Source organism: Aeromicrobium changchenzhani, assembly GCF_057586615.1.
In genome coordinates this window covers 1,414,764-1,441,022 of sequence record NZ_CM172480.1, presented here as the reverse complement: position 1 = coordinate 1,441,022, position 26,259 = coordinate 1,414,764, and the positions used below count along the sequence as shown (strand labels likewise).

The window sequence follows — 26,259 nt, the reverse complement described above, 5'->3', positions numbered from 1 at the left end:
GCTACCGTACCTGTGGAACAAGTACGGTGCCGTCGCCCGCGGGCTCAAGCCGTATGACAACCGACTTCGAGGCCGGCGTGCCACTGCCTTCGGCGGTGAAATCCAACGGAACCAAAGCATTTGCCTCGGGAAAATAGGCCGCCGCACAGCCGCGTGTTGTCGGAAACGCCACTATCCGAAAAGCACGAATAACACGGTCGACATTGTCAGCGAACTCGCTGTGCACATCAACTGAATCCCCATCGGCAAAACCGAGCTCGGCAAGGTCATCGGGATGAACAAAAATCACCTTGCGTCCCTTCTTGATGCCCCGGTAACGATCGTTGAGACTGTAGATCGTGGTGTTGAATTGGTCGTGCGAACGCATCGTCTGCAACAACAGCCGGCCCGGCGGGCAGGCGATGTGTTTGAGTTCGTTAACCGTGATCATGGCTTTGCCGCTGGGCGTCGTGAACTTACGCGAGTCACGTGGGCCGTGTGGGAGGACAAAGCCACCGTCTTGACGGATCTTCTGATTGAAGTTGTCAAAGCCCGGGACAACCTGTGAAATGTGGTCTCGCACGACATCGTAATTAGCTTCCATTGCCGCCCAGTCGATGTCGCTCTTGTTGCCGAGCACTGCACGCGCGAGCCGAGTCAAAATGGACAGCTCGGACAACAACCGGGGATCGACCGGGTCGATGCGGCCCTTCGTCGAGTGCACCGCACATACTGAATCCTCGACCGAGAGGAACTGCGGACCGGTCGCCTGCAGGTCGATCTCACTTCGCCCCATCGTCGGCAGGATGAGCGCCTCAGCGCCGATGATGATGTGGTTGCGGTTCAACTTGGTCGAAATCTGGACCGTCATCTCGGTGTTCTGAAAGGCAGCCTCAGCGGCCTCGGTATCCGACACTGCGGCGACCATATTGCCACCCAGCGCGAGCCAGACCTTGATCTTGCCGTCGCGCATCCCCCGGATCGCCTGGACCGCATCAACGCCGATCTCGCGCGGCGGATTGAAGCCGAACTCCTTCTCGATCGCATCGAGGAATACCGCCGGCATCTGCTCCCAGATACCCATCGTGCGGTCGCCTTGAACATTGCTGTGACCGCGGATTGGCGACGCACCAGCACCGGGCTTGCCGATGTTGCCGCGCAACAGCAGCAGGTTAATGACTTCCTTGATCGTGGGAACAGCTTCTTTGTGTTGGGTGAGCCCCATCGCCCAGGTGATGATGACCCGGTCGGCTTTGAGGTAGCGTGCCGCCAACTCATCGATCTCCTCGACGGTCAGCCCAGTCGCGTCGAGTACGCCCTGCTCGTCAAGGTCAGCGAGATGCTCGGTGAGCTCGGCCAAGCCTTCACAATGCGCGTCGAGGAAATCGTGATCGAGAACGGTGCCAGGATTCTTTGCTTCGGCATCAAGCACACGCTTGGAGATGGCCTTCATCAGCCAGCCATCGCCGCCAAGCCGAATCTGTAAATATTGGTCGGCTAACCCCGTGCCCTTGCCGAGAATGCCCTTGACCCGCTGCGGGTTCTTGTAGCGGATGAGTCCGGCCTCGAGCAGCGGGTTGACCGCGACGATCTCGGCGCCGGCTTCTTTGGCCTCCTCCAGCGCAGTCAGCATGCGTGGGTGGTTGGTGCCGGGGTTCTGGCCCATCACGATGATCAAATCGGCCTTGGCAAAGTCGCCGTAGGCAATCGTGCTCTTGCCAATACCGATTGTTTCGGCCATCGCCAGGCCGGTCGATTCGTGGCACATATTCGAGCAGTCCGGCAGGTTGTTGGTGCCATAGGCGCGCACAAACAACTGATAGGCGAACGCTGTCTCGTTGGCGGTGCGACCGCTGGTGTAGAACGCCGCTTCATTCGGCGAATCGAGACCGTTGAGCTTTTCGGCAATCTTGGTGAATGCCGCGTCCCAACTGATTGGCTCATAGTGATCCTTGCCGGCCGGCTTGAATACCGGTTCGACAAGACGGCCCTGCATACCCAGCCAATACTCGGACTTCGTGAGCAGGTCACTGATCGAGTGTTCGGCCCAAAAGTCCGTCGGGATCGTGAGTTGAGTGGCCTCCCAGGTCAGCGCTTTCGCGCCGTTTTCGCAGAACTCCAGGGTCTTGCGATGGTCCGGATCGGGCCACGCGCAACTCATGCAGTCGAAGCCATCTTTTTGGTTCATCGAGGTGAGCGTTTGCAGGCTACGGCGAATACCCATGCCTTTGAAGGCCGGTCCCATCGAGTGCAGTACACCCGGGACGCCTGCGGCCCAGGTTTCGGGTTCGCTCACCGACATTTTGTCGTCGTTGACATCCTGGATTGGTGCTTTGCGAGTCATAGCGCACTACCGTCTTCTACTAGTTTGTCGGCGACACGCTCGTCGCCGGAATAGATCACCATGGAGTTTTCACGCAGAAAACCGACCAAGGTCATGCCCAATTCTTCGGCCAGTTCGACCGCCAACGACGACGGCGCTGAAACCGCGGCAAGAAATGGTATGCCAGCCATTGAAGCCTTTTGCGTAAGTTCGAAGCTGGCCCGCCCCGACACCATGAGGACACAGCCGCGTAACGGCAGCCGGTCCTCCTTGAGCGCCCAGCCGACAACCTTGTCGACGGCATTGTGTCGACCGACGTCCTCACGCAGAACCAGCAACTCGCCACTCGCGCCGTCGAAGAGTGCGGCCGCATGCAACCCACCGGTCTTCTCAAAGACCGCTTGTCCTGCGCGAAGTCGGCCCGGAAACGTGACCAGAACGTCCGGATCAATTCGCAGCCCGTCTGCTCCCACCACATACATCGATTTCGTACGAACGGCATCGATACTGGCCTTGCCGCACAGTCCACAGGAGCTGGTCGTGAAAAACGCGCGTTCGAGGCTGGGGTCCGGCGCCGGCACACCGACGCCGAGCGTGATGTCCAAGACGTTGTACGTGTTGAGGTTGTCGACCGTCGCACCGGCACAATAACGCGCCGCACCGAAGTCGTCGCATCGCGCGATCACTCCTTCAGACACGAGAAAACCTGCGGCCAGGTCGACGTCGTGTCCAGGGGTGCGCATCGTGATGGCCAGCGAACGGCCGCCGACACGAATCTCAAGTGGTTCCTCAACTGCGAGGACGTCTTCTCGCACCACACGAGTCTCCCCCGTGGCCAGGCGGATAATGCGGCGACGCGAAGTGATTCGGCTCACTGACAAGAACTATCAGTTGGTTGAAGGTTATACAAGGCTCATACCTCACTTATGACAAATCGCTCAACTACCGACGGACTCGACGTTCGTTTTTTTGGGCCGTGGCGTCAGATTCGCAAGCGTCTCCGGCCGCAAAATCAATTCAAGCTTCTCCGGTGGCAGCAAACCCCGCTCGAGCACCAATTCAGCAACCCCGCGACCGGTCGCGAGTGCTTCCTTGGCGACTTCAGTGGCGGCGCGATAACCGATGTAAGGATTGAGCGCGGTCACCAGACCGATCGAGTTGTCCACCTCGGCACGCATGAGCTCGACATTTGCCGTGATGCCGTCGACGCAGCGGGTCGCGAGCGTCAGGACTGCTTCTTTGAGCCGGGCCAGACCGGCCGAGAGCGAATAGCAGATGATCGGCTCAAATGCATTGAGCTGCAGCTGGCCTGCCTCAGCGGCCATCGTGACTGTGACATCGTGGCCGATGACCTGAAAGGCCACCTGATTGACGACCTCAGGAATGACCGGATTGACTTTGCCCGGCATGATGCTCGACCCGGCCTGAACTGCCGGCAGATTGATTTCGCAGAACCCAGCCCGCGGACCCGACGACAAGAGCCGAAGATCGTTGCAGATCTTGGACAGTTTGACCGCAACGCGCTTGAGCACACCAGACAGCTGAACGAACGCGCCGCAGTCCTGGGTGGCCTCGATCAGATCAACCGCGCTTACTAAGGGCAGACCAGTTAATTTCGCCAGCTGCTCACAGGCAATGGGTACGTAACCCACAGGCGCATTGAGTTGGGTGCCGATCGCCGTCGCGCCGAGGTTGATCTCGTGGAGCATCAGCACCGCTTCGGACAGCCGGCTGCGGTCCTCGCCGATCATGACGCTGTAGGTGCGGAACTCCTGCCCGAGTGTCATCGGGACGGCATCCTGAAGCTGGGTCCGACCCATCTTAAGTACGTCGTGGAACTCATCGGCTTTGGCGGCAAAGCTCGCTTCGAGAACTTCCATCGCATCGAGCAGCGAGTGGGCCGCCATGATGACAGCAATCTTGACCGCAGTCGGATAGACGTCGTTGGTCGACTGGCTTAAATTGACGTGCTCAGTGGGATGGATGAATGCATAATCGCCCTTGTCACGGCCCAACAGCTCCAACGCCCGATTCGCGATGACTTCATTGGCGTTCATATTGGTCGACGTACCTGCACCACCTTGGATGACATCCACGACGAACTGATCGTGCAGTGCACCAGTGCGAATCTCCTCGCAGGCCGCCCGAATGGCCTCGAATCGTTCATCGTCAAGCAGCCCGAGCTCGTGATTAGCAGCCGCTGCAGCCGCCTTGACCGATGCCAATGCCTCGGCAAGGAACGGGCTGTCGCCGATGGGAATACCAGTGATCGGGAAGTTCTCCATCGCACGAAGCGAGTGCACTCCCCAGTACGCATCGACGGGAACGTCGCGATTACCGATCAGATCATGCTCGACACGAGTCGCGGTCGTCATCAATTGCCTCCTAGTGTGGAGGGCATGGGATGGGTCCTCCGAGAATCAGGAACTCCCCGGATCGCGGAGAGCGTGATGTGGATCACTCTCACAATCAAACCACGGCGCACCGTCAAACCAACCGGTGCATCCACCCGTGTCGGTCCTCGGCGCGCCCATACTGAATATCGACAAGTGCGGTCCGAAGCTCGGATGTCACCTTGCCGGCCTCGCCCCCAGGAATCGACACTTCTCCGCCATCCCATTTAAGCGTGCCGACCGGCGTTACGACCGCAGCAGTTCCGCAGGCAAAGACCTCGACGATCGTGCCCGATGCAACGCCGTCACGCCATTCGTCGATCGAAACCTTGCGTTCAATGACCTGATGCCCTGAATCAACAGCCAACTTCATAATCGAGTCGCGCGTGATGCCTTCGAGGATTGAGCCGGACAGCTCCGGCGTCACGATACTGCCGTCAGCCATCACGAAATAGAGGTTCATCCCGCCGAGCTCCTCGACCCACTTATGCTCGGTCGAATCGAGGAACACCACCTGGTCACAACCCTGTGCGCTGGCCGCCTGCTGCGGGAGGAGGCTTGCGGCGTAGTTGCCGCCGCATTTGGCCGCTCCAGTGCCACCGGTTCCCGCGCGGGAAAATTCTGTCGACAGCCAAATCGACACCGGCTTGAGTCCGCCCTTAAAGTAGGCACCCGCTGGCGATGCGATGACTGAATAGGTGACGTGCTGGCTAGGGCGCACGCCGAGGAACACTTCAGAGGCGAACATGAACGGCCGAATGTAGAGGCTTCGCTCTTCGCCACCGGGAACCCATTGCCGATCCGCACTGACCAGCGCTTCGATCGAGCCAATGAACCAATCGATCGGCAGTTCAGGCAGGGCAAGACGATGAGCTGACCGCTGCATACGGGCCGCATTGGCGCGGGGCCGGAACGTCCACACCGAACCATCAGCGTGAACGTATGCCTTGGTGCCTTCGAAGACCTCCTGCGCATAGTGCAGGACTGCCGTCGCCGGGTCGAGCGACAGCGGACCGTATGGCACGACGCGAGCATCTGCCCAGCCAGTCGCCGGAGTCCATTCGGCCATAAACATGTGATCGGTGAAGTAGTCGCCGAAGCCGGGATTGGCAAGAATTTCGGCCCGTTCCGCAGCCGACCGCGGGTTTGGATTCGTTTCGAGGCGGCTGACGAACGGTGTTGAATTCATGATGCTCACACTAACGCTTTCGAGGGTCGAAGGTAAATGGTCGTTAACCGACCGATACACCCTCGGCCAGCCGCGAAGAAATGGCCGCACCGACCGCTTCGGTGCTTCTGGCGCCATTGCGCTCGGCAATGTCCGCTTCAACTGCGGCCTCGATGCAGGCCGCCGCTGCCGGGAAGCCCAGGTGGTCCAGCAGCATCGCGCCGGAGCGGATCGCAGCGGTTGGATCAGCCTTGCTCTGACCGGCAATGTCGGGCGCAGAGCCGTGAACCGGCTCGAACATGCTCGGCGAGGTGCGGTCGGGATTGATATTGCCACTGGCAGCAAGTCCAATACCACCGGTGATGGCGGCGGCGAGATCGGTGAGGATGTCGCCAAAAAGGTTGTCTGTCACGATGACATCGAAACGCGAGGGATCGGTCGCCAAGAAGATCGTGGCCGCGTCGACGTGCAGGTAGTCCACCGCAATATCGGGGAACTCCGCCGCAACCGTGTCAACTGTGCGGCTCCACAGATGGCCGGCGTGCACCAGAACGTTGTTCTTGTGCACGAGCGTCAACTTCTTGCGCGGGCGAGCCTGCGCACGAGCGAACGCGTCGCGAACGACCCGCTCAACGCCGAAGGCCGTATTGAGGCTGACTTCGGTAGCCACCTCGTGCGGCGTCCCAACGCGGATCGCGCCACCGTTGCCGACATACGGGCCTTCGGTGCCCTCACGAACCACGACAAAGTCGATCGCACCAGGGTTCGCCAACGGCGTGGGTACGCCGGGGAACAGTTTGGACGGGCGGAGGTTGACGTAATGATCGAGTTCGAACCGCAATCTCAACAGGAGTCCTCGCTCCAGAACTCCCGACGGCACGCTCGGATCGCCGATGGCGCCCAACAGAATCGCATCGTGCTGGCTGATCTCGGCAAGCACCGATGCCGGCAAGGTCTCCCCTGTCGCGTGGTAGCGGCGTGCGCCGAGGTCATACTCGGTCGCGGCAAAGCTAAGGCCGTGATCGGGGGCAACCAGGTTGAGGACAGCCAACGCCTGCGCGGTGACCTCGGGGCCAATGCCGTCTCCGGGCACAACTGCGAGGGAAAAATTGCGGGTCATGATCGCCATTCTAGACAGCGCGATCTCAGGATATGAAACCGGTGTCTCACGATTTATTGAGAATCAGTTGTCGTCGGGACGTTCGGTAAATTCGTACGTCGCCGTCGGCGCATCCTCACGCAGATGCGCTGGTCCCCACTCGATCGACATGTCTTCATTCATGATGCTGTCCTTCGGATTGGTTGCCGCGGAGTTCGGCGCTTGGAGCAAGAGCCCAACCAGCCCGCGGGATTCCGAATTGATGGATCACATCGATGCGAGATGAACGGCGAAGGATTGGATCGCGGTGGCGACCACACATCCCCTGCGGCGGAACTCTTGGCCAAACGCCAAACTCCGCGGCAGGGTGTAGGCCCTAAGAGGCCCTGCCGCGGCAAGCAATTACGAGTACAAGCTTCCGCACACATCCACCTTAATACGCTGATTCACAATTCGTGGGAGATTCACGCACATGTCTCATTCTCCGAGACACGTACGCGCGGATATGAGATGCGCACCTCGTGTTCATGAAACACTGACCGGGTGAGCGCTCCTACCGAAATCCCACCCCTCGTCGCAAAAGCGCTCGATCTTTCCCGCCAGCGCGGCTTCATCACCTCTACTCGACACGAGACCGGTCGACTGCTGGCTGCGCTCGCCGCCTCACGGACCGGAACTCTTGCCGAACTCGGCACCGGCTGCGGCGTGGGCTCGGCGTGGTTGTCGACAGGAGCGGCCAAGGGTTCACGAATCGTGAGTGCCGAATTGGATCCCAAGCTTGCCGAGGTCGTACAGAACCTGTTCAAAGATGTCGACAATGTCGAAGTGACCTCAGGTGACTGGTCGACATTGGAGCGGTACGCACCATTTTCGCTGCTGTTCGTGGACGTCCGTGACGTCAAGCGGAGCGTCGATATCGTCGCCGATCTGATGGAGCCCGGCGGCATCGCAGTGCTGGACGACTTCACGCCGTCGGACTATTGGCCGCCGATCTTCGAAGGTCGCGTCGACACGGTTCGTGAGGAATGGTTGACCGACGAACGCTTCACCGCAGTCGAAATGCTGATCGACGCCGGTACGTCAGTCATCATCGCCACACGACGCTAGGCCAATCAACGCCGGTCTGCGAGGTTCACCTGGACCTTGGGCAGGAAGTACTGCAGCAAGGGGCCAACGCCGAATGCATACAGGACAGTACCGATCCCGACGGTTCCACCGAGCACGATCCCGACCAGCAGAGCAATGATCTCCACACCCGTACGCATCAGCCGCACACTGCGACCGGTGATCCGATTGAGTGCCATCGACAATCCGTCGCGCGGCCCGGTCCCCAGATGCACGCCGATGTAGAGCGCGCCGGCGATCCCGTTGAGGACGATCCCACCAACTAGCAGTGCCGCCTTCACCCACAATGCGCCTGGCTCAGACATGACGTTGAGGCCGACATCGGCGGCGATGCCGATCAGAACTACATTGAGGATCGTGCCCAGCCCGGGCCACTGCCGCAACGGGATCCACAACAGCAGGACCAGTGCACCAACCACGATCACGACCTCGCCGAAGGACAACGGCACGTGCTTCGCAACACCCTGATGAAAGACGTCCCACGGCATCAGCCCGAGATTAGATTCGACCATCATCGCCATCGACCAACCGAACAGGATCAGGCCCAAGAGAAGTTGCGGTATACGACGGCCAAGCCGCCCGGCACGGATCTGCTCACGCGAGGTGAGTCCGAGATCAAGGTATTGGGCCATGGCTCCATCCTCGTCGAAAGTGGACTGTTAATACATAGCCAATTGTGACATGGTGGCCTCGTGGTTGTTCTCGTCTCCGCCAAACGTCTGCGTGATCTTCTTGGTGAGCTCCACTTCGACGGCCCAGCCTATCGGGATCTAACCGATCGGGTCCGGCTACTGATCCTCGATGGCCGGCTGCTGCACGGCACCCGGCTACCGAGCGAACGTGAATTGACCGCAGCCCTAGGGGTCAGCCGCACAACGATCGCACGAGTCTACGCCGAACTTCGTGAGAGCGGCTTCCTTGAGTCACACCGCGGCTCCGGCAGCGTAATCCGTGTTCCGTACGTTGCGTCCAGCACGAGCTCACTGCTTCCACACGGGCCGGACAACACGTCCGTGTCGTTGACAAATGCTGCCAGCGTGGCGCCGGCCGGGATCGGCAGCGCCTACGAAGCCGCTATGTACGGATTGCCGGCGCTGCTCGCCACGACGGGCTACCTTCCCGATGGTTTGCCGATCCTGCGCGAACGTCTCGCCGAGCACTACACGGCCCGAGGGCTTCGAACCATCCCAGAGCAAATCATTGTGACCAGCGGAGCAATGGGCGCATTGTCACTCATCGCCCGCGCGCTGCTCAATCGTGGCGATCGCGTGATCGTCGAGAGTCCCGGGTATCCCCATGCCTTCGACACCTGGACCCAAGCCGGTGCACGACTTACTCCGCTGCCGGTGGGCGACACACCATGGGATGAGGATCCGGTCAGCGCGGTTCTCCGCGGTGGCGCGCATCGCTTCGCCTACCTGATTCCTGATTTTCACAATCCAACTGGGGCGCTGCTCGACACAACCGGTCGGGAACGACTGGCCAGCAATCTTCGCAAGGCGGGTGTGGTGCCGGTCATCGACGAAACCATGAGTGGGGTGAATCTTGACGGGGTCGCGATGCCGCCACCATTTGCTGCTCACGATGACCGTGCCATAACGGTCGGCTCGGCCGCCAAAACATACTGGGGTGGACTTCGTATCGGCTGGATTCGCGCGCCATTTGACCTCGTGACGCCGCTGATCCAAGCGCGGATGTCGAGTGACCTCGGCTCAGCTGCCTTCGAACAACTCGTACTCGCGGAGATTCTGGCCGCGCCGGACGAGATCGAGGCGGCTGCACTCGATGCCCTCCGCCGGCAACGATCGCACCTTCGTAATCTGATCGAGCAGGAGTTGCCCGATTTCCGTGCGCCACGCTCCCCCGGCGGCATGAGCCTGTGGCTCACACTTCCCCGCCGTATGTCGACTGCCTTGGTCGCCGAGGCAGCTCGACACGACCTGATCCTGACGCCCGGCCCCCGGTTCTTCGCTCATCACGCGGCGGTCGGCGAACGCCACCTCCGGCTGCCATACACACATTCGACCGAGGTTCTCAGCGAAGCAGTACGTCGTCTCCGCGACGCCTACGAACTGAAGGCCGCCGGCGCCGAAGCCACGAACGCTCGGCCAACCGCACTGAACCTCATCGCTTAAAACGCCGAGGAGTCACTTGTGAGTGACTCCTCGGCGCACGTGAGCGACTCGTCAGCGGCCGGCTTGGCCTTCGACGTAGTCGGTGTCCGCGGTCTTAACCCAGGACATCAGGCCACGAAGCTGCTTGCCGACAGCCTCGATCGGGTGGGCTGCGCCCTTGGCACGGAGTTCAAGGAACTCTTTCGCGCCGTTGTCCTGATCATCGATGAAGCGCTTGGCGAACGAACCGTTCTGAATGTCGCCCAGAACCGCCTTCATGTTCTCCTTGACACTCGGATCGATGACCCGCGGGCCGGACACGTAATCGCCGTATTCGGCCGTGTCGGAGACCGACCAGCGCTGTTTGGCGATGCCGCCCTCATTGATCAGATCGACGATCAACTTGAGCTCGTGGAGGACCTCAAAGTACGCGATCTCAGGCTGGTAACCGGCCTCGGTCAGGGTCTCGAAACCATACTGAATCAGCTGCGAGACACCGCCACACAGGACGCTCTGCTCGCCAAAGAGATCGGTTTCGGTCTCCTCGGTGAACGTGGTCTTGATAACGCCGGCACGCGTGCCACCAATGCCCTTGGCATATGACAGCGCCAGATCCCAGGCCTTGCCGGTGGCATCCTGCTCAACCGCCACGATGTCGGGGACACCGCGTCCGTCAACGAACTCACGGCGAACCAAGTGACCGGGGCCCTTGGGCGCAACCATGATCACATCGACGCCCTCGGGCGCCTCAATGTAGCCAAAGCGAATGTTGAAGCCATGGCCGAAGACCAAGGCGTCGCCGGCGACAAGGTTGTCCTTGATCGAGTCGGCATACAGGGTGCGCTGAACTTGATCGGGAGCGAGGACGACGATGACATCGGCTTCCTCGACAGCTTCTGCGGGGGTAAGAACGCGAAGTCCTTGCGCTTCGGCCTTGGGGCGGCTCTTGGAACCTTCGAGCAGACCGACGCGTACGTCGACGCCCGAGTCCCGCAGATTCAAAGCATGCGCGTGACCCTGGCTGCCATAACCGAGGACTGCCACTTGGCGTCCTTGGATGATGCTCAGGTCTGCGTCGTCGTCGTAGAACAACTCGGCCACGGGTGTTTCTCCTTGTGTTGGGGTTTCTTGTGTTGGGGTTTGATGTGGTTCAGCCGACCTGGGCGCCAAGAACGGCGCGCAGGCTGCGGTCGGTGATTGAACGGGCGCCGCGGCCAATGGCCACGCGTCCCGATTGGGCGATTTCGCGGATCCCGAAGGGCTCGAGAACGTTGAGCATCGCCTCAAGTTTGCGCGCGTCGCCCGTTGCCTCGATCGTCACCGCATCGGTCGCGACATCGACGATCTTGGCGCGGAACAACTGCACCGTTTCGAGGACATCGCTACGCGTTTGTGAGTCGGCCTTGACCTTGATCAGCATGAGTTCACGTTCAACCGCGGACTCGGGCTCGAGCTCAACAATCTTAAGTACGTGGACCAACTTGTTGAGTTGCTTGGTCACCTGCTCGAGCGACGGGTCATCGACGTCGACGACGATCGTCATACGCGAAATCTCGGGGATTTCAGTCGGGCCGACCGCCAACGAATGGATATTGAAGCCACGACGCATGAACAGGCTCGAGACACGGGTCAGCACGCCGGGGGTGTTCTCCACCAGGACGCTCAACGTATGTTGCATGGTTACGCCGCCTTTCGTGTCATGTTGACGAGAATCTTGTTACTCACAGTTCGTCCTCGTCCCAGATCGGTGCCATGTCGCGGGCGATCTTGATCGCGTCGTTGCCAGTGCCGGAAGCGACCATCGGCCACACCATCGCATCGCGCTCGACGGTAAAATCAATCACGACCGGGCGATCGTTGATCGCCATGGCTTGCTTGATGGTTGCGTCAAGATCGGCTTCGGTCTCACAGCGGAGACCCACACAACCATAGGCATCAGCAAGCTTGACGAAATCGGGGATTCGACGCCCACCGCTCTCTTCGCTACCGGTATTGAGATCGGTATTGGAGTAACGGCCGTCATAGAACAAGGTCTGCCATTGGCGAACCATGCCGAGCGATTGATTGTTGATGATCGCTACCTTGATCGGGATGCCCTCGATGGCACAGGTTGCGAGCTCTTGGTTCGTCATCTGGAAGCAGCCGTCACCATCGACGGCCCACACCACTTCGCCAGGAAGCCCAACCTGTGCGCCCATTGCTGCCGGCACGGCATAACCCATTGTTCCGGCGCCGCCGGAGTTGAGCCACTGCCGCGGCCGTTCAAAGTCGATGAAATGCGCCGACCACATCTGGTGCTGCCCGACACCTGATACGTAGGTGGCTTCGGGGCCAGCGATCTGGCTGATGCGTTGAATGACCATCTGTGGCGCGAGCCCCTTAGCGGGCTTCTCAAAGCCGACCGGGTACTTCGCCTTGATCGCAAGCATCTGCTGACGCCACGCAGAATAGTCGCCGGTGACTCCGTCCTCGTCAGTCTGCTTCTTGAGCATGAGGATCAGATCGCCGATCACCTCGCGGCAGTCACCGACAATCGGAACATCGGCAGCACGATTCTTTGAAATTTCGGCCGGGTCAATATCGGCATGAATGACTTTTGCCTCGGGCGCAAACGAACTCAACACGCCGGTCACACGATCATCGAACCGGGCGCCGAGCGAAATCAACAGATCCGACTTTTGCAACGCGCCGACCGCCGCGACAGTGCCGTGCATACCCGGCATGCCCATGTGCAACTCATGCGAATCAGGGAACGCACCACGTGCTTGAAGCGTCGTGACGACCGGGATCCCGGTCAGTTCGGCGAGCACCTTCAACTCCGCTGCCGCATCAGCCTTAATCACACCGCCACCGACATACAAAACCGGACGCTTCGACTCCGCGATGAGTCGCGCCGCCTCACGAACCTGTTTGCCATGCGGACGTGTCGTCGGCCGGTAGCCGGGCAACGCCAACTCATTGGGCCATTCGAACGTGGTCAGATTTTGCAGTGCGTCCTTCGCAATGTCGACCAACACTGGTCCGGGACGACCGGTGAGCGAAATGTGAAACGCCTCGGCAATGACACGTGCGATGTCCTCAGCTTTGGTGACCAAATAGCTGTGTTTGGTGATCGGCAACGTGATGCCGCGGATATCAGCTTCCTGAAATGCATCAGAACCGATTGAGCCGCTGGCGACCTGGCCGGTGATTGCGACGATCGGCACCGAGTCCATGTGCGCGTCGGCGATTGCGGTCACCAAGTTCGTGGCTCCGGGCCCGGATGTGACCATGCACACGCCGACTTTGCCAGTCACCATCGCATAGCCTTGTGCAGCATGGCCTGCGCCCTGCTCGTGACGTACGAGGATGTGGCGGATCTGCTTCGAGTCGAAAAGCGGATCGTATGCCGGCAAGATGGCGCCACCGGGGATACCAAAAATGGTGTCCACACCGGCAAGCTCCAGCGCACGAACAAGGCACTGTGCCCCCGTGAGCTGTTCGGTCATTGCATCTGCCCTTCGGTTGTGTCGTCTGTCGCGATTGCCGCGCGGCGCTGTTCGTTCTCCCACAAAAAAATCCCTCGGCCATCAGGCAAACGAGGGAGACGCGGGAGCCGGTTTCAGGCGAACGCGTCAGTTGCGTACTACAAGGAGTTCATACTGCATATGAACAGAGTCCCCTGCCGCGCCTGACCTACGCAAGTCTACCCCTCAGTGTTCCCACGATATGAGACGGGTATCCCAAATATTGGAGGCCCGAATGCCCCCTAAATTCGCCCCATTCGGCGGTCAACTGGTTTGATGGTGCCGACAACCTGATCAAATTTTGAGGACACCAAATATATGAAGAAGCTCGGGATAACCCTGATTGCCCTCGGTCTCGCGTCGACGGCCGCATGTGGCGGCTCCGGTCGGCCATCGGCGGACGATCTGTCGAAAGCGCTGAGCAACAAGAACAGCGTGATTGGCACGGCGCTCACGAAACCTCAGGCTGATTGCGCCTCGAAGATCCTGGTCGATTCAAAGGTCGCGGACAAGACGCTCAAGGCGCTTGCTGAGAACGACAAGGATTACGAAGGCTCAAAGAGCGAAGGCAAAGCGCTGACCACGGCCTTCTCCAAGGTCGCAACGAAGTGCGCCATCAAATAGCACAGTGATCGATGTGAACCGGGCTGAGGAATCAATCCCCAGCCCGGTTTGTCATGCCATCACCAAATCAGCAGCGGGCTACCTCTTCTGAAAATGCTGCGTGTCGAAAGACCCGAGCCACCGGTAACCATGCTTGGCGAAAATCTTGACCACTGGATGCTTCTTGGATCGCCATACGACCGATTTGGGCGACTTATGCTTGGCCCAGTAAGAGTTGGGATAGACCTTGCCACCAACTTTGTAGGGGTTTTCCCACGTGTTGATGTCAATTGAACGGCCGCTGGCGTGCGGCGACCGAACACCCGGTCGGCCAACCACATTGCGACAGTTGAACGCCGATGTGTTGTCCGCTTCCATTGATTTGTAGTCGTTGGCGCCCTTGACCCGCTTGGAATAACCAAACCTGTCAACGCGATACATGGCGCGGATGGGAACTCGCTTCGCGTACAGATCAGTAAAGATGCCGGCGACATTCTTCGCGACCGACTTGTTGACAACGATCTCGCCGCGGCGGCGGTAGCCATCAAAGCCCCAGTAATTGACGTTGATCAGACGCAGGCTTTTAGGACTTATGCATCCTTTGTGCCACGATCGCCCCTTCATCGACGCAAACACCTTCTTGCTCAGTTTATGGATGACCGCGTGGGCCCCCGGTGCGGTTGCACGTGGTTGGGCCGGCAATTTGATTTTTGGCTTGGGTGCTTTTTTGGGGAATTTTACTACCGCGCCCGGCGGTAAATTCTTGATGTAAACAGTCTTCGATATGCCCTTAAGCGCAGTGACAGTTTGCGGCGTTAGCACTCGGTAATAGGTCAACACCCGTGGGCCAACGGTCACCGTCGCAGATCCGTTGGCGACCTTGACCGACTTATACGGTTGCCAGGTTTTGCTGGTCCTCGAATGACGCTCGATCTTCACGGTGCCAGATTGTTTGACCGCCGTTTTGTTCTGCCAAGTTATGACCAGCTTTGCGGTCTTCTCGTCCACGACGGTTTTCGGCAACGTCAGCGAAATGACTGCGGCGGTTCGCTCGAGGGCCGGTCGCGTGCCGGTGATCGAGAACTCTTTGACCAGCTGGGTATCTTGTGGTCCATACACCGCTCGAAACGCGTTGTTTCCGACCGCAACTGCGGTCGAAACGACGGCATGACCATTGTCATCGACCTGCTTGGAAGCGACATCGTCCCATGTGGTCCCGTTGTGCTTTTGTAAACGGACGATCTCGTACGGAGGTGTTCCATCATGGAGTTGAATCTCAATCGTTGCCTGCTGACCAGCGATCGCGGTCGATGGCGCAGTTACCGCGAGCGACGACCCATCCGCAGCAGCTAATGCCGGGCTTGCACTCCCCAGCGCTATAACAAGTGTTAGGGCAGCAACCATTGTCCACAGGCGGCGCATAGAGGCCCTTCAGGTCGGGTTACCAAGGCGAGGGTGCGTAGTCTTTCACAAAGCAGCCGTAAATGTCGTCGCCCGCTTCTCCGCGCACGATCGGATCATATACACGAGCAGCGCCGTCAACTAGATCTAGCGGCGCTCTGAAGCCTTCGTCGGCCAGCCGCACCTTCGTATGATGGGGTCGCTCATCGGTGATCCAGCCGGTATCAACTGCGGTCATCAAGATGCCATCAGTCTCGAGCATCTCCGCCGCGCTGGTCCGCGTCATCATGTTCAGCGCGGCCTTAGCCATATTGGTATGCGGATGCCCCGGGCCCTTGTAGCGGCGCGCGAACTGTCCTTCCATCGCGGACACATTGACGACATATTTTCGCCGCGCCGCGGCCGCAGCCATTGACGGTCGGAGCCGGCTAACCAGGATGAATGGCGCGGTCATATTGCAAAGTTGAACCTCCAGCAGTTCAAGCGCATCGACCTCATGAACGTGCTGAGTCCAACTGTTGCTGTGGACGGCATCGGGCACCAACCCCCCAGCGTCGATCCGGTCGAGATCCGCGCTGCCCGCAGTCATTGCCAGGGCAGTCAATTCGTCGGCGGTATGGGTGTCGCCGGCCAGTACCGGATGGTTACCAACCGAACCGACGAGTGCCGCCGGATGCGCATCACTCGTGTGGCCGAAGGTCAAGAGCTCAGGCAGCGGGCCCGTCGGCAGCGGCGCCGACTCGGCCGCGGCCAGCGGCGCATAGGCACCCGGCGACCGGCGTACGGTTTGGGCGGCATTGTTGATCAGGATGTCGAGCGGTCCCTGCTCCGCGACCGAGTCGGCCAGCGCGACCACTTGCGCCGGATCGCGCAGGTCGATACCGACGATCCGCAACCGATGCAGCCAGTCACTGCTATCGGGAAGGGCCGTGAATCGGCGCACCGCGTCGTGCGGGAATCGGGTCGTGATCGTCGTATGGGCGCCATCGCGCAGCAATCGCAGTGCGATGTACATGCCGATCTTGGCCCTGCCACCGGTCAGGAGCGCGCGTCGGCCAGACAGATCGGTTGTGGCATCACGCTTTGCGTGATTGAACGCCGAACATTCCGGACACAACTGGTGATAAAACGCATCCACCAGCGTGTATTTCTGCTTGCAGATATAACACGACCGAGCGACCTGAAGCTCGCCCGCGACCGCGCCTGGGGCGTTCGATGTCAGCAGGATGCCGGCAGTCTCATCATCGATCCGCTGGTTGGAGCCGGTTGCTGTCGCCGAGACCACCGCGCGATCGGCGGCAGCAACTTCGGCGCGCTTAGCCAACCGGCGATACTTCTTGACGTTCTTGTAGAACTTCCCGCAAGCCCGGCGCAGTGCGACATAGTCCGGATCATTCTCATCAAGGCGTTCAGCTGCGGCCAAGACCGCCAGCGCAATCGCCAGTTGATCGGGATCGATGGTTTCGTGCTGCGCGTCAGAAATCGATCTCTCCAGGGATGCGTGAAGTGCGGAATGTGCCGCAATCAGGATACCGGTCGATTGCCCCCGTCAGTTGTGGACAGTCTCAGCTGCAGACCGCACCAACCGCGGCCGAGTGCACGACCTTGGCATATTTGGCGAGCACCCCGCGCTTGTACTTGGGCTCCGGCGGCGCCCAGCCGACCTTACGAGCCTCGAGTTCGGCCGCATCGACGCCAAGGTCAAGTGTGCGGTCGGTCATGTTGAGCGTGATCCGGTCGCCGTCCTTAAGGAACGCAATCGGTCCGGCATCGACAGCTTCGGGCGCAATGTGGCCGACGCACAGACCGGTGGTGCCGCCAGAGAACCGGCCGTCCGTGAGCAGCAGGACGTCCTTGCCCAGTCCAGCGCCCTTGATTGCGCCGGTGATCGCCAGCATCTCGCGCATACCCGGACCACCCTTGGGGCCCTCGTAGCGAATGACGACGACATCGCCGGCGACCACGGTGCCGTTGGCAAGCGCGTCGAGTGCAGCGCGCTCGCCATCAAAGACCCGCGCGGTGCCATCAAAGACGTCGGAGTCGAAGCCAGCGCTCTTGACCACCGCGCCATCGGGAGCGAGCGAGCCGTGCAGGATTGTGAGCCCACCCGTCTGGTGAATTGGGTTGTCGAGTGTGTGGACGATCTTGCCGTCAACCGGGACGTCGATCTCAGCAAGGTTTTCCGCCATTGTCTTGCCAGTCACGGTAAGGCAATCACCGTGCATAAGACCGGCGTCGAGGAGTGCTTTCATGATGACCGGGATGCCACCGACACGGTCGACATCATTCATCACAAATCGACCGAACGGTTTGAAGTCACCCAAGTGTGGGGTTCGGTCCCCGATCCGGTTGAAGTCAGCGAGCGTCAGATCGACCTCGGCCTCATTGGCAATCGCCAGCAGGTGCAGCACTGCATTGGTCGATCCGCCGAGCGCCATCACGACGGTGATCGCGTTCTCGAATGCTTCCTTGGTCATGATCTGCCGAGCGGTGATGCCCTTACGGAGCAATTCGACAACGGCCTCACCCGATTTGTGGGCAAAACCATCACGGCGACGATCCACGGCTGGCGGGGCGGCCGAGCCAGGCAGGCTCATGCCAAGCGCTTCAGCGACCGAGGCCATCGTGTTGGCGGTGTACATGCCACCACAGGCACCCTCACCGGGGCAGATGGCGCGTTCGATCTTATCGACCTGGTCACGCGTGATGAGGCCCTTGCGGCAGGCGCCGACTGCCTCGAAGGCATCAATGATTGTGACGTCTTTGCCATCGACATTGCCGGGCATGATCGAACCGGCATACAGGAAGACACTGGCCAGATCGAGACGGGCGGCAGCCATCAACATGCCAGGCAGACTCTTGTCACAACCGGCGAGGAGCACCGAACCGTCGAGCCGTTCGGCCATCATGACGGTCTCGACCGAGTCAGCGATGACCTCGCGGCTCACGAGCGAGAAATGCATGCCCTCGTGCCCCATCGAGATACCGTCGGACACCGAGATGGTGCCGAACTCAAGCGGGTAGCCGCCGCCAGCATGCACGCCTTGTTTGACCGCTTTGGCGAGCCGGTCAAGCGACAAGTTGCACGGGGTGATCTCATTCCAGCTGGAAGCCACACCGATCTGCGGCTTCTCCCAGTCTTCGTCGCCCATGCCCACCGCGCGCAGCATCCCGCGTGATGCGGTTGCTTCGAGTCCATCGGTGACAGTACGACTGCGGGGTTTGATGTCAGGGGCCATGCCATGAGATTACGACGTCAGTGCGCCGTGGATTAACGCGGTATGCCGCTCGACCCGATCAGAACAGCGGTATGAACACCAAGGCCAGCACCCAACTGGCGAAACTGCCCACCAAGACGTACTCGGCCATGTCACCGTCGTCGTCGGCGCGCGAGATCTCCGGGAATCGCAGAATGCTCTTGGCCGCGATCACCGCGCCGACTGCGGTGAACTGACCCGACAGCGCCATCGCGAAGATGAAGGAACGCTCCAATGGGCCCAGAATTCGACCACCCTTAAGCGTTTTGGCCGAAGCGCTGACACCCGGACCCGCACCATCGAGAACTAAGCGAACGATCAGATTCGCAGTGTTCTGCAGCACGAGAAAGCAGCCGAAAGCGAGCGCGAATTGGTCGAATCTGACGTCGACAAGCCCGTCGATCGTCAGCGAGGAATACCAAGACTGCAGCCAGCCATCAGTGACCCCGAGGTGTTGTCCGAAACCGAGCAAAGCCAGGATGCCCGCGATCAGGCCACCGAGGGCGAAGCGCTCGCTGCGATGGGATGGGAGGCTCACGGCGAAAATCCAGACGGTGATGAGCAGGACGCCCAGCAGCAGAACCGCGAGGTCATCGACCGGTCGACCCAGACCCCAGAAACCGAACAGACCGACGATGGCCGCCACGGCCACGGCCCCAATCCGTCGGCGCATTCCGGCACCGGATATGCCGTAGCGCGCGAGATCGGCAGCACCGATCATCGTGAGGAATAGTCCGAGCAGCGTCATGCGGAGGCTCCGATCAGCTCACGCGCGGACAGGACCGCATACGCGCCGGAGGCATGCAGCGCTTGGGAAACCGCCGACGCGGAAATGCCCTCGTCCTGCGCCAGCACGGCCTGGGTGCGACCGTCGATCACGCCAAGCAACAGACGCCGGCGGCGCGCACTCATGCTGCCGACGAGTTGGTCGCGGCACAATAGATGCGCGTTGATTGTTGCGATGTCATGGTCCCCCAGTTGATCCTCGGCACAGAACCAAGTGCGGAGCGTGCCATTCTTGCGGTGCTCGCGATCCTTGGCGATGACGATGGCGTCGCGCGCCGCCCACCAAGCCGGACCGTCCTGCATGACACCGTACGACGAGCTACCGACATGCGCATAGGTTCCCGCGCCGAGCCCGAAACGACAATCCAGTCCGTCGGGCAGGTGCAACCGGAGCCGCAGAGTCACATCGATCGCGGTGGCAACATCGTCATACATCGCTTGGAACTCATCGCCAACCGTCGGGGCAAGCGGCTGCCGGGCCGGGATGCGCTCATTGAGACCGGCGAGCACCGCTTCGAGCGTGCGTTGCAGGGCCTCGCGATCGCGGTGGGTGCGTGAACCAACCACATCACCGATCAACGCAATTCCAGCCTGCTGCTTCATTTTCATATTTGTAAGTATATGGCTTACTTTCTAAAGATGTAAGTCCCACGCTCAAACAGTTTCGGCTGACAGAATGGCACGCGTGTATCTAGCTTTTGCCACCAGCGCCCCCGCCCAGAGCCTTGACCCTGATCTGCCGCTGCTTCTGGCCGCCGCCACCGCCCGCGGCCATCGGGCCCAGCTGCTCAACTGGGACGATCCCACCGTCGACTGGTCCAGTTTCGACCACGTCGTCATTCGTTCGACGTGGGATTACACCGATCGCCGGGCCGAATATCTGGCGTGGACGCAATCGGTACCGTCGCTACAGAATCCCGCCGAGGTCATCGCGTGGAATACCGATAAGACCTACCTTCGCGAGCTCGCAGCTGCGGGAGTCCCGATCATCGAGACCTATTGGAATGTCCAGGCCGGTGACGACATCGGCAACCACACCGAGTGGGTCTGCAAGCCGTCAATCTCGGCCAGCGCGCGCGACACCGCCCGCTGGGGCAAGCCCACCGATATCTACGCGCACAGCGAATCACTGACCTCGGCCGGCCGCACCTCGATGGTCCAGCCCTATATCCAGTCGGTCGACAGCGAGGGCGAAACCGCCATGCTGTTCATTGGTGGAGCGTTCTCCCATGCCATCCGCAAGGGCCAACTGCTACACAGCGGCGCGGGCGTCCCTACCGTGGAACACACCGACGAACAAATCACGCCGCGTGCTCCGACCGCCACTCAGCACGAGGTCGCAGCAAATGCGCTCGTCGCCGCCAACCAGATCACCGGCCAACCAGCAGGATTGCTGTATGCCCGCGTTGACCTGGTTACCGCATCCGATGGCAACCCACTCGTGATCGAGCTTGAACTCACCGAGCCGAGCCTGTTCCTCATCCACAGCGAGGGCGGCGCCGAGCGACTCATACGAGCACTCGAATCGTGATTGATCGTCGGTTGAGTATCGGCAATGTCATACGCTGAATTTTCACAATCACGTTGCAGCTCAACGCCATCGACGGCACAATCAGGCCGTGACCCCGATAGTCCAGTACGTGCGCTACTACGACGTCCGCAGCCCCGACGGGACCCGGCTCCGCGCCTGGACCAACGACGCCGATGGGCCAGTTGTCCTCCTGTCGAACGGGCTTGGCACCAATCCACATTCCTGGCCGGCCTTCCTCGACCGCAATTGTGGCGTTCGTATCGTCTCGTGGAACCACCGTGGCGTCAGCGGCTCCGAGCGTCCGGCCAGCAAACGGGCTGATATCGACTCATACATCGAAGACGCCATTGCGGTGATGGACGACGCCGGCATCGAGTCGGCGGCCGTCGCCTCGTGGTCGCACGGCGTGACGATCGCGTTCGAGCTGGCGGCCCGATACCCCGACCGAATCGATGGCATCCTCGCGGTCGCGGGCGTCCCTGGCAACACATTTGCGACGATGCTGGCACCGCTCCATCTGCCGCGGCCGATCGCGAAGCAGATCATGATCAACACCACTCGAGTGGGATATCTGGCCGGCAATGCGCTCGGCCCGCTCGTCAAGTCAATCCCGTGGACCAATCTGACGGCGCGTGCTGTGCAGATGACCGGCTTCGTCGGCAAACGCGCCGATCCGCGAGACGTGCAAGTCATGCTCAGCGAATTCTGCACGACAAATCCGCGCTGGTATGCCCATCTCGCGCTCAGCATCGCTCAAAGCGACCGGATACCGCTGTCGGGGATCAAGATTCCAGTCACATTTATCGCCGGTCGAGGTGACATCCTCACCGGCGCCCGCGATATGAAGAGCGCCTCCGAGCGGATCCTCGATTCCACCTATATGGAGTTAAAGGGATCGCATTTTCTCCCGCTTGAACAGCCGGGTGTCATCCACGACGAACTGCTTGCGCTGATTGAACGCGTTGCCCAGCTCAAAGCCGAGCGCGCCAAGTCCTGAGCCTGAGTCACAACTCCCACGCCACCGCGAGTGGCGCAAGTTTGTCGCCGAGTGGCGCAAGTTTGGGGTTTTTCGACGACAAAAGCCCCGAATCTGCGCCACTCGCGAGGAGCGTGGTGCGGGCGGCTGGTTCAGCTGAGCTTCTCCAGGATCAGCTCGCGTACTCGTCCGGCGTCGGCTTGTCCGCGCATTTCTTTCATAACTGCGCCGATCAGCGCGCCGGCGGCGGCCTGCTTGCCGTCGCGGATCTTGTCCGCGACCGCAGGATTGGCTTCGATCGCCCGATCGACGGCGGCACCTAGCGCACCGTCGTCAGAGACGAGCTCGAGCCCACGCGAGGTGATGACCTCCTCGGGAGTGCCTTCGCCAGCAAAGACGCCGTCGAACAGTTCGCGGGCAATCTTGTCGTTGATACGACCCGCATCGATGAACGATTGGATCTCAGCAACCTGGGCCGGAGTGATGGCCAGCTCAGTGATGTCGACACCCTGTTCATTCGAGCGGCGTGCCATCTCGGTGAGCCACCACTTCTTGGCGGCCTGCGGCGACGAGCCGGCTTCAACCGTCTCAACGACGAGTTCGAGCGCGCCAGCACCGACCACATCACGCATGTCGAGGTCGTTGAAACCCCATTCGGTGGCGAGGCGTGCACGGCGTACGGCGGGCTGCTCGGGCATCGTGGCGCGGATCTGCTCGACCCACTCACGTGACGGCGCAACCGGCGCCAGGTCAGGCTCGGGGAAATAGCGATAATCCTCGGCGTCGGACTTCTCGCGGCCTGAGGATGTAGTACCGGTGTCCTCATGGAAATGCCGGGTTTCCTGAACAATCTTGTCGCCGGCATCGAGCACCGCAGCGTGGCGGCCAACCTCAAACCGAACCGCGCGCTCGACCGAACGGAACGAGTTGACATTCTTGGTCTCGCTGCGGGTGCCAAGAACATCAGATCCGCTCGGTTTGAGCGACAAGTTCACATCGGCGCGCAGCGAGCCCTGATCCATACGGACGTCGGAGACGCCGAGCCCACCGATCAAGTCATGCAAATGTGCGACGTAGGCGCGAGCCACCGCGGGGGCGACGTCACCGGGGACCCCAATCGTCTTGGTGACGATTTCGATCAGCGGTATGCCGGCGCGGTTGTAGTCGACCAGCGAATGATCGGCGCCATGGATGCGGCCGGTCGAGCCGCCAACATGCAACGACTTGCCGGTGTCTTCTTCCATGTGCGCACGTTCGATATCAATGCGATAGGTCGTGCCGTCAACCTCGACATCGGTCCAACCCTCGAAGGCGATCGGCTCGTCATACTGCGACGTCTGGAAATTTTTCGGTTGATCAGGATAAAAATAGTTTTTGCGCGCGAAACGGCACCATTCGGCGATCTCGCAGTTGAGCGCGAGACCGATACGTATTGCCGACTCGATGGCCTTCGCATTGACGACCGGAAGCGCACCGGGCAGGCCCAAACAGATCGGGCAGGTCTGGGTGTTGGGTTCGGCGCCGAACACGGTCGGGCAACCGCAGAACATCTTGGTTACGGTGTTGAGTTCGATGTGGACTTCCAGGCCCATGACCGGGTCATAGCGGGTCAGTGCTTCGTCAAAATCGACGAGTGTTTCGGTGCTGGTCATCGTGCCTCCTCGAGGGTTGGCGCCCGGTCAAGCAAGGGGCCGCCCCAAGAATCTTCGAGCAACGCTTCGAGCGCCGCGGCCGCGTTGTAGAGCCGGTCGTCGGCTTTCGCGGGCGCCAAGAACTGGAATCCCACTGGTAAACCATCCTCGGCAGCAAGACCCGCAGGCAACGACAATCCGGGTACACCGGCGAGATTGGCCGGGATGGTGGCAACGTCTTGGAGATACATCGCCAACGGATCGTCGAGCTTGTCCCCGAGCGGAAATGCGGTCGTCGGCGACGTTGGAGAGATGAGCACATCGGCCTTGGCGAACGCGGCACTGAAGTCGTTAGCGATCAGCGTACGTACCTTCTGTGCCGAACCGTAGTAGGCGTCGTAGTAGCCGCTTGAGAGCGCATACGTGCCCAAGATGATGCGGCGCTTGACCTCGGCGCCGAAGCCAGCGTCGCGCGAGGCGGCCATGACCTGTTCGGCGTCGGGGCTGGCGACTCCGGCCGGACCCACACGGAGGCCATAACGCATCGCATCGAACTTGGCGAGATTGCTGCTCACCTCAGATGGCATGACCAGGTAATAGGCGGCCAGCGCATAGTCGAAGCTCGGGCAGGAAACCTCGACGACTTCGGCGCCGGCCTGAGTCAAGAGTTCAACCGCTTCATTGAAACGCTCGGACACGCCCGATTGGAAGCCTGCGCCCCCGAGTTCCTTGACGATGCCGATCTTCAGACCCTTGACATCGGCGCGACGCGCGGCCGCCACAACATCGGGTGCTGGTTCGTCGATGCTGGTGGAGTCCATCGGATCATGGCCGGCCAAAAGTTCGTGCAACAGCGCGGCATCGAGGACAGTACGGGTAACCGGCCCGGCCTGATCGAGGCTGCTGGCCATCGCCACGAGGCCATAGCGGCTGATGCCGCCGTAGGTGGGCTTGACGCCGACCGTCCCGGTCATCGCGCCGGGCTGGCGGATTGATCCGCCCGTGTCGGTGCCCACTGCCAACGGTGCTTCGAAAGCAGCGACGGCAGCGGCTGAACCGCCGCCGGAGCCACCGGGGATTCGGCCGAGATCCCACGGGTTGTGAGTTGGGCCGTAGGCGGAGTGTTCGGTCGACGAACCCATCGCGAACTCGTCCATGTTGGTCTTGCCAAGGATCGGCAGCCCAGCGGCACGGATGCGTTGGATAATCGTTGCGTCATAGGGCGGAATCCAGCCCTCAAGGAACTTTGAACCACACGTCGTCGGTTGCCCCTTCGTGGCGACGATGTCCTTGATTGCAATCGGTATGCCGGCCAGCGCGTGCAGCGACTCGCCGCTGGCACGCCGGGCGTCGACATCGGCTGCGGTGGCAAGAGCGCCCTCGGTGTCGACGTGCAAGAAGGCATTGATCGAGCCGTCAACCGCGGCGATCCGATCGAGACTGGCCTGGGTCGCTTCGACCGAGGAAATCTCCTTGGCGGCCAGTTTGTCGGCGAGGGCGGCCGCACTCATACGAGTGACATCGCTCATGCCGCGACCTCCCTCAAAAAAGCACGGTAGGGAGGCAGCGGCATGAGCTGCCAATTGTTCGCTCGCTCACGCTCGCTCATGCGTCCTCCCCAAGAATTCGGGGAACGAGGAATCGACCTTGTTCGGCGGCGGGGGCGCCGGACAGCGCTTCCTCGACGGTAAGACCGGGGCGCACGACATCGGCACGGAACACATTGTTAACAGGCAGCGGGTGACTCATCGCGACGATGTCGGCGCTGGCAACTGCTTGCACCTTGGCGATGGATTCAAGGATCACCGGCAACTCGGCGGCCATCTGATCGAGCTCGGCGTCGCTCAGATCGATTCGCGCGAGATTGGCCAGATGGACCACGTCCTCACGGGAGATGCCCTTGGCGGGGTCAGTCATGCACATACCTCAAATTGCTGTGGTTCGTGGATTAGTGGGGAGATGCGTCCATCTTAGGGGTTCGTCCGATGGCACCCGAGGGGCATCTATGCTGCGATCATGACGCCCTCGCGCCCCACCGACGCCGAACTGTTCGACTCACTCGGCCTGATCTGTGAGATCGCGATGGTTATCCTGCTCATTTTTGCCGGGCACGGCTTCGCCCATGGCTGGCAGGGGTGGGCGATCGGCGTATTTCTGGGCGTCGTTGCGATCGGCCTCTGGGTGCAATGGATGTCACCGAACTCGATCCGCTATATCGAAGGACCGAAGCGATTTTTCGTGCAGGTGATGATCATTTTGACCGCTGCTTTGTATGCGGCGGCTGGTGGGTTGATCTGGTGGGCGCTCGGCTTCGCAGTCGTCTCAATCGCGGTCTTCACCGCCCAACGCAACTTGACCGCTTAACCG

The 26,259-nt window shown here is 60.7% G+C and carries 23 protein-coding genes; 6 read left to right on the top strand and 17 right to left on the bottom strand.

Annotated features, from left to right (window positions below):
- Position 1: 1 nt before the first annotated feature.
- The 5 genes from AC2YB9_RS07280 to AC2YB9_RS07260 all read right to left on the bottom strand — a co-directional run bounded on the left by AC2YB9_RS07280 (position 2) and on the right by AC2YB9_RS07260 (position 6,992).
- A complete protein-coding gene (locus tag AC2YB9_RS07280; protein ID WP_487268116.1) occupies positions 2-2,323 on the bottom strand; it encodes an FdhF/YdeP family oxidoreductase in 2,322 nt (773 codons plus the stop codon).
- Positions 2,320-3,177 (bottom strand): formate dehydrogenase accessory sulfurtransferase FdhD, encoded by an 858-nt coding sequence (fdhD, locus tag AC2YB9_RS07275; protein ID WP_487268115.1) that lies wholly within the window; start codon positions 3,175-3,177, stop codon positions 2,320-2,322. The genes AC2YB9_RS07280 and fdhD overlap by 4 nt, the downstream gene beginning before the upstream one ends.
- 63 nt (positions 3,178-3,240) lie before the next feature.
- Positions 3,241-4,677: an aspartate ammonia-lyase gene (locus AC2YB9_RS07270; RefSeq protein ID WP_487268113.1), complete on the bottom strand. Its 1,437-nt coding sequence runs from the start codon at positions 4,675-4,677 to the stop codon at positions 3,241-3,243.
- A 112-nt stretch (positions 4,678-4,789) separates the two neighbouring features.
- A complete protein-coding gene (locus AC2YB9_RS07265) occupies positions 4,790-5,884 on the bottom strand; it encodes a branched-chain amino acid aminotransferase (protein ID WP_487268112.1) in 1,095 nt (364 codons plus the stop codon).
- 43 nt (positions 5,885-5,927) lie between these two features.
- Positions 5,928-6,992 (bottom strand): 3-isopropylmalate dehydrogenase, encoded by a 1,065-nt coding sequence (locus AC2YB9_RS07260; protein WP_487268111.1) that lies wholly within the window; start codon positions 6,990-6,992, stop codon positions 5,928-5,930.
- Positions 6,993-7,505: 513 nt separating this feature from the next.
- Here AC2YB9_RS07260 and AC2YB9_RS07255 point away from each other — a divergent pair.
- On the top strand, positions 7,506-8,069 hold the full coding sequence (locus AC2YB9_RS07255; RefSeq protein WP_487268109.1) for an O-methyltransferase: 564 nt from the start codon (positions 7,506-7,508) through the stop codon (positions 8,067-8,069).
- A 5-nt stretch (positions 8,070-8,074) separates the two neighbouring features.
- Here AC2YB9_RS07255 and yczE read toward each other — a convergent pair whose 3' ends face one another.
- Positions 8,075-8,719: a membrane protein YczE gene (gene yczE, locus AC2YB9_RS07250; RefSeq protein ID WP_487268108.1), complete on the bottom strand. Its 645-nt coding sequence runs from the start codon at positions 8,717-8,719 to the stop codon at positions 8,075-8,077.
- 60 nt (positions 8,720-8,779) lie between these two features.
- On the opposite strand from yczE, the gene yczR reads away from it, so the two are divergent.
- Entirely contained in the window at positions 8,780-10,222 is a 1,443-nt protein-coding gene (gene yczR / locus AC2YB9_RS07245) for a MocR-like transcription factor YczR (protein WP_487268107.1), read from the top strand.
- Between the two features lie 51 nt (positions 10,223-10,273).
- Here yczR and ilvC read toward each other — a convergent pair whose 3' ends face one another.
- Genes ilvC through AC2YB9_RS07230 form a run of 3 tightly spaced genes read right to left on the bottom strand, consistent with a single transcriptional unit; the run spans position 10,274 to position 13,752 of the window.
- The gene (ilvC, locus tag AC2YB9_RS07240) at positions 10,274-11,302 is read right to left on the bottom strand and encodes a ketol-acid reductoisomerase (RefSeq protein ID WP_487268106.1); all 1,029 of its coding nucleotides are present in this window, start codon (positions 11,300-11,302) and stop codon (positions 10,274-10,276) included.
- 49 nt (positions 11,303-11,351) lie between these two features.
- Entirely contained in the window at positions 11,352-11,879 is a 528-nt protein-coding gene (gene ilvN / locus AC2YB9_RS07235; protein WP_487268105.1) for an acetolactate synthase small subunit, read from the bottom strand.
- Between the two features lie 43 nt (positions 11,880-11,922).
- Complete coding sequence (locus AC2YB9_RS07230; RefSeq protein ID WP_487268103.1) at positions 11,923-13,752, bottom strand: acetolactate synthase large subunit; 1,830 nt, start codon at positions 13,750-13,752, stop codon at positions 11,923-11,925.
- A 273-nt stretch (positions 13,753-14,025) separates the two neighbouring features.
- On the opposite strand from AC2YB9_RS07230, the gene AC2YB9_RS07225 reads away from it, so the two are divergent.
- Complete coding sequence (locus tag AC2YB9_RS07225; RefSeq protein ID WP_487268102.1) at positions 14,026-14,331, top strand: hypothetical protein; 306 nt, start codon at positions 14,026-14,028, stop codon at positions 14,329-14,331.
- Positions 14,332-14,409: 78 nt separating this feature from the next.
- Here the strand turns inward: AC2YB9_RS07225 and AC2YB9_RS07220 are convergent, their stop codons facing one another.
- The 5 genes from AC2YB9_RS07220 to AC2YB9_RS07200 form a co-directional block, all read right to left on the bottom strand.
- Entirely contained in the window at positions 14,410-15,732 is a 1,323-nt protein-coding gene (locus tag AC2YB9_RS07220) for a M15 family metallopeptidase (RefSeq protein WP_487268100.1), read from the bottom strand.
- Between the two features lie 19 nt (positions 15,733-15,751).
- On the bottom strand, positions 15,752-17,134 hold the full coding sequence (locus AC2YB9_RS07215; RefSeq protein ID WP_487268099.1) for an SDR family NAD(P)-dependent oxidoreductase: 1,383 nt from the start codon (positions 17,132-17,134) through the stop codon (positions 15,752-15,754).
- 142 nt (positions 17,135-17,276) lie between these two features.
- Entirely contained in the window at positions 17,277-18,950 is a 1,674-nt protein-coding gene (ilvD, locus tag AC2YB9_RS07210) for a dihydroxy-acid dehydratase (protein WP_487268097.1), read from the bottom strand.
- A gap of 58 nt (positions 18,951-19,008) precedes the next feature.
- Entirely contained in the window at positions 19,009-19,716 is a 708-nt protein-coding gene (locus AC2YB9_RS07205; RefSeq protein ID WP_487268096.1) for a hypothetical protein, read from the bottom strand.
- On the bottom strand, positions 19,713-20,363 hold the full coding sequence (locus tag AC2YB9_RS07200; protein WP_487268095.1) for a SatD family protein: 651 nt from the start codon (positions 20,361-20,363) through the stop codon (positions 19,713-19,715). Before AC2YB9_RS07200 ends, AC2YB9_RS07205 begins: the two co-directional genes overlap by 4 nt.
- A gap of 76 nt (positions 20,364-20,439) precedes the next feature.
- Between AC2YB9_RS07200 and AC2YB9_RS07195 the strand changes: the two genes are divergently transcribed.
- Complete coding sequence (locus AC2YB9_RS07195; RefSeq protein WP_487268094.1) at positions 20,440-21,285, top strand: ATP-grasp domain-containing protein; 846 nt, start codon at positions 20,440-20,442, stop codon at positions 21,283-21,285.
- 88 nt (positions 21,286-21,373) lie between these two features.
- A complete protein-coding gene (locus AC2YB9_RS07190) occupies positions 21,374-22,282 on the top strand; it encodes an alpha/beta fold hydrolase (protein ID WP_487268093.1) in 909 nt (302 codons plus the stop codon).
- Positions 22,283-22,413: 131 nt separating this feature from the next.
- Here the strand turns inward: AC2YB9_RS07190 and gatB are convergent, their stop codons facing one another.
- The 3 genes from gatB to gatC all read right to left on the bottom strand — a co-directional run bounded on the left by gatB (position 22,414) and on the right by gatC (position 25,809).
- Complete coding sequence (gene gatB / locus AC2YB9_RS07185) at positions 22,414-23,913, bottom strand: Asp-tRNA(Asn)/Glu-tRNA(Gln) amidotransferase subunit GatB (RefSeq protein WP_487268091.1); 1,500 nt, start codon at positions 23,911-23,913, stop codon at positions 22,414-22,416.
- Positions 23,910-25,421 carry an Asp-tRNA(Asn)/Glu-tRNA(Gln) amidotransferase subunit GatA gene (gene gatA, locus AC2YB9_RS07180; protein ID WP_487268090.1) on the bottom strand — a complete coding sequence of 504 codons (1,512 nt, stop codon included), beginning with the start codon at positions 25,419-25,421 and terminating at the stop codon, positions 23,910-23,912. The genes gatB and gatA overlap by 4 nt, the downstream gene beginning before the upstream one ends.
- A 76-nt stretch (positions 25,422-25,497) precedes the next feature.
- The gene (gene gatC, locus AC2YB9_RS07175) at positions 25,498-25,809 is read right to left on the bottom strand and encodes an Asp-tRNA(Asn)/Glu-tRNA(Gln) amidotransferase subunit GatC (protein WP_487268089.1); all 312 of its coding nucleotides are present in this window, start codon (positions 25,807-25,809) and stop codon (positions 25,498-25,500) included.
- Positions 25,810-25,908: 99 nt separating this feature from the next.
- Here gatC and AC2YB9_RS07170 point away from each other — a divergent pair, with 99 nt between their 5' ends.
- Complete coding sequence (locus AC2YB9_RS07170) at positions 25,909-26,256, top strand: DUF2568 domain-containing protein (RefSeq protein ID WP_487268088.1); 348 nt, start codon at positions 25,909-25,911, stop codon at positions 26,254-26,256.
- Positions 26,257-26,259 lie beyond the last annotated feature (3 nt).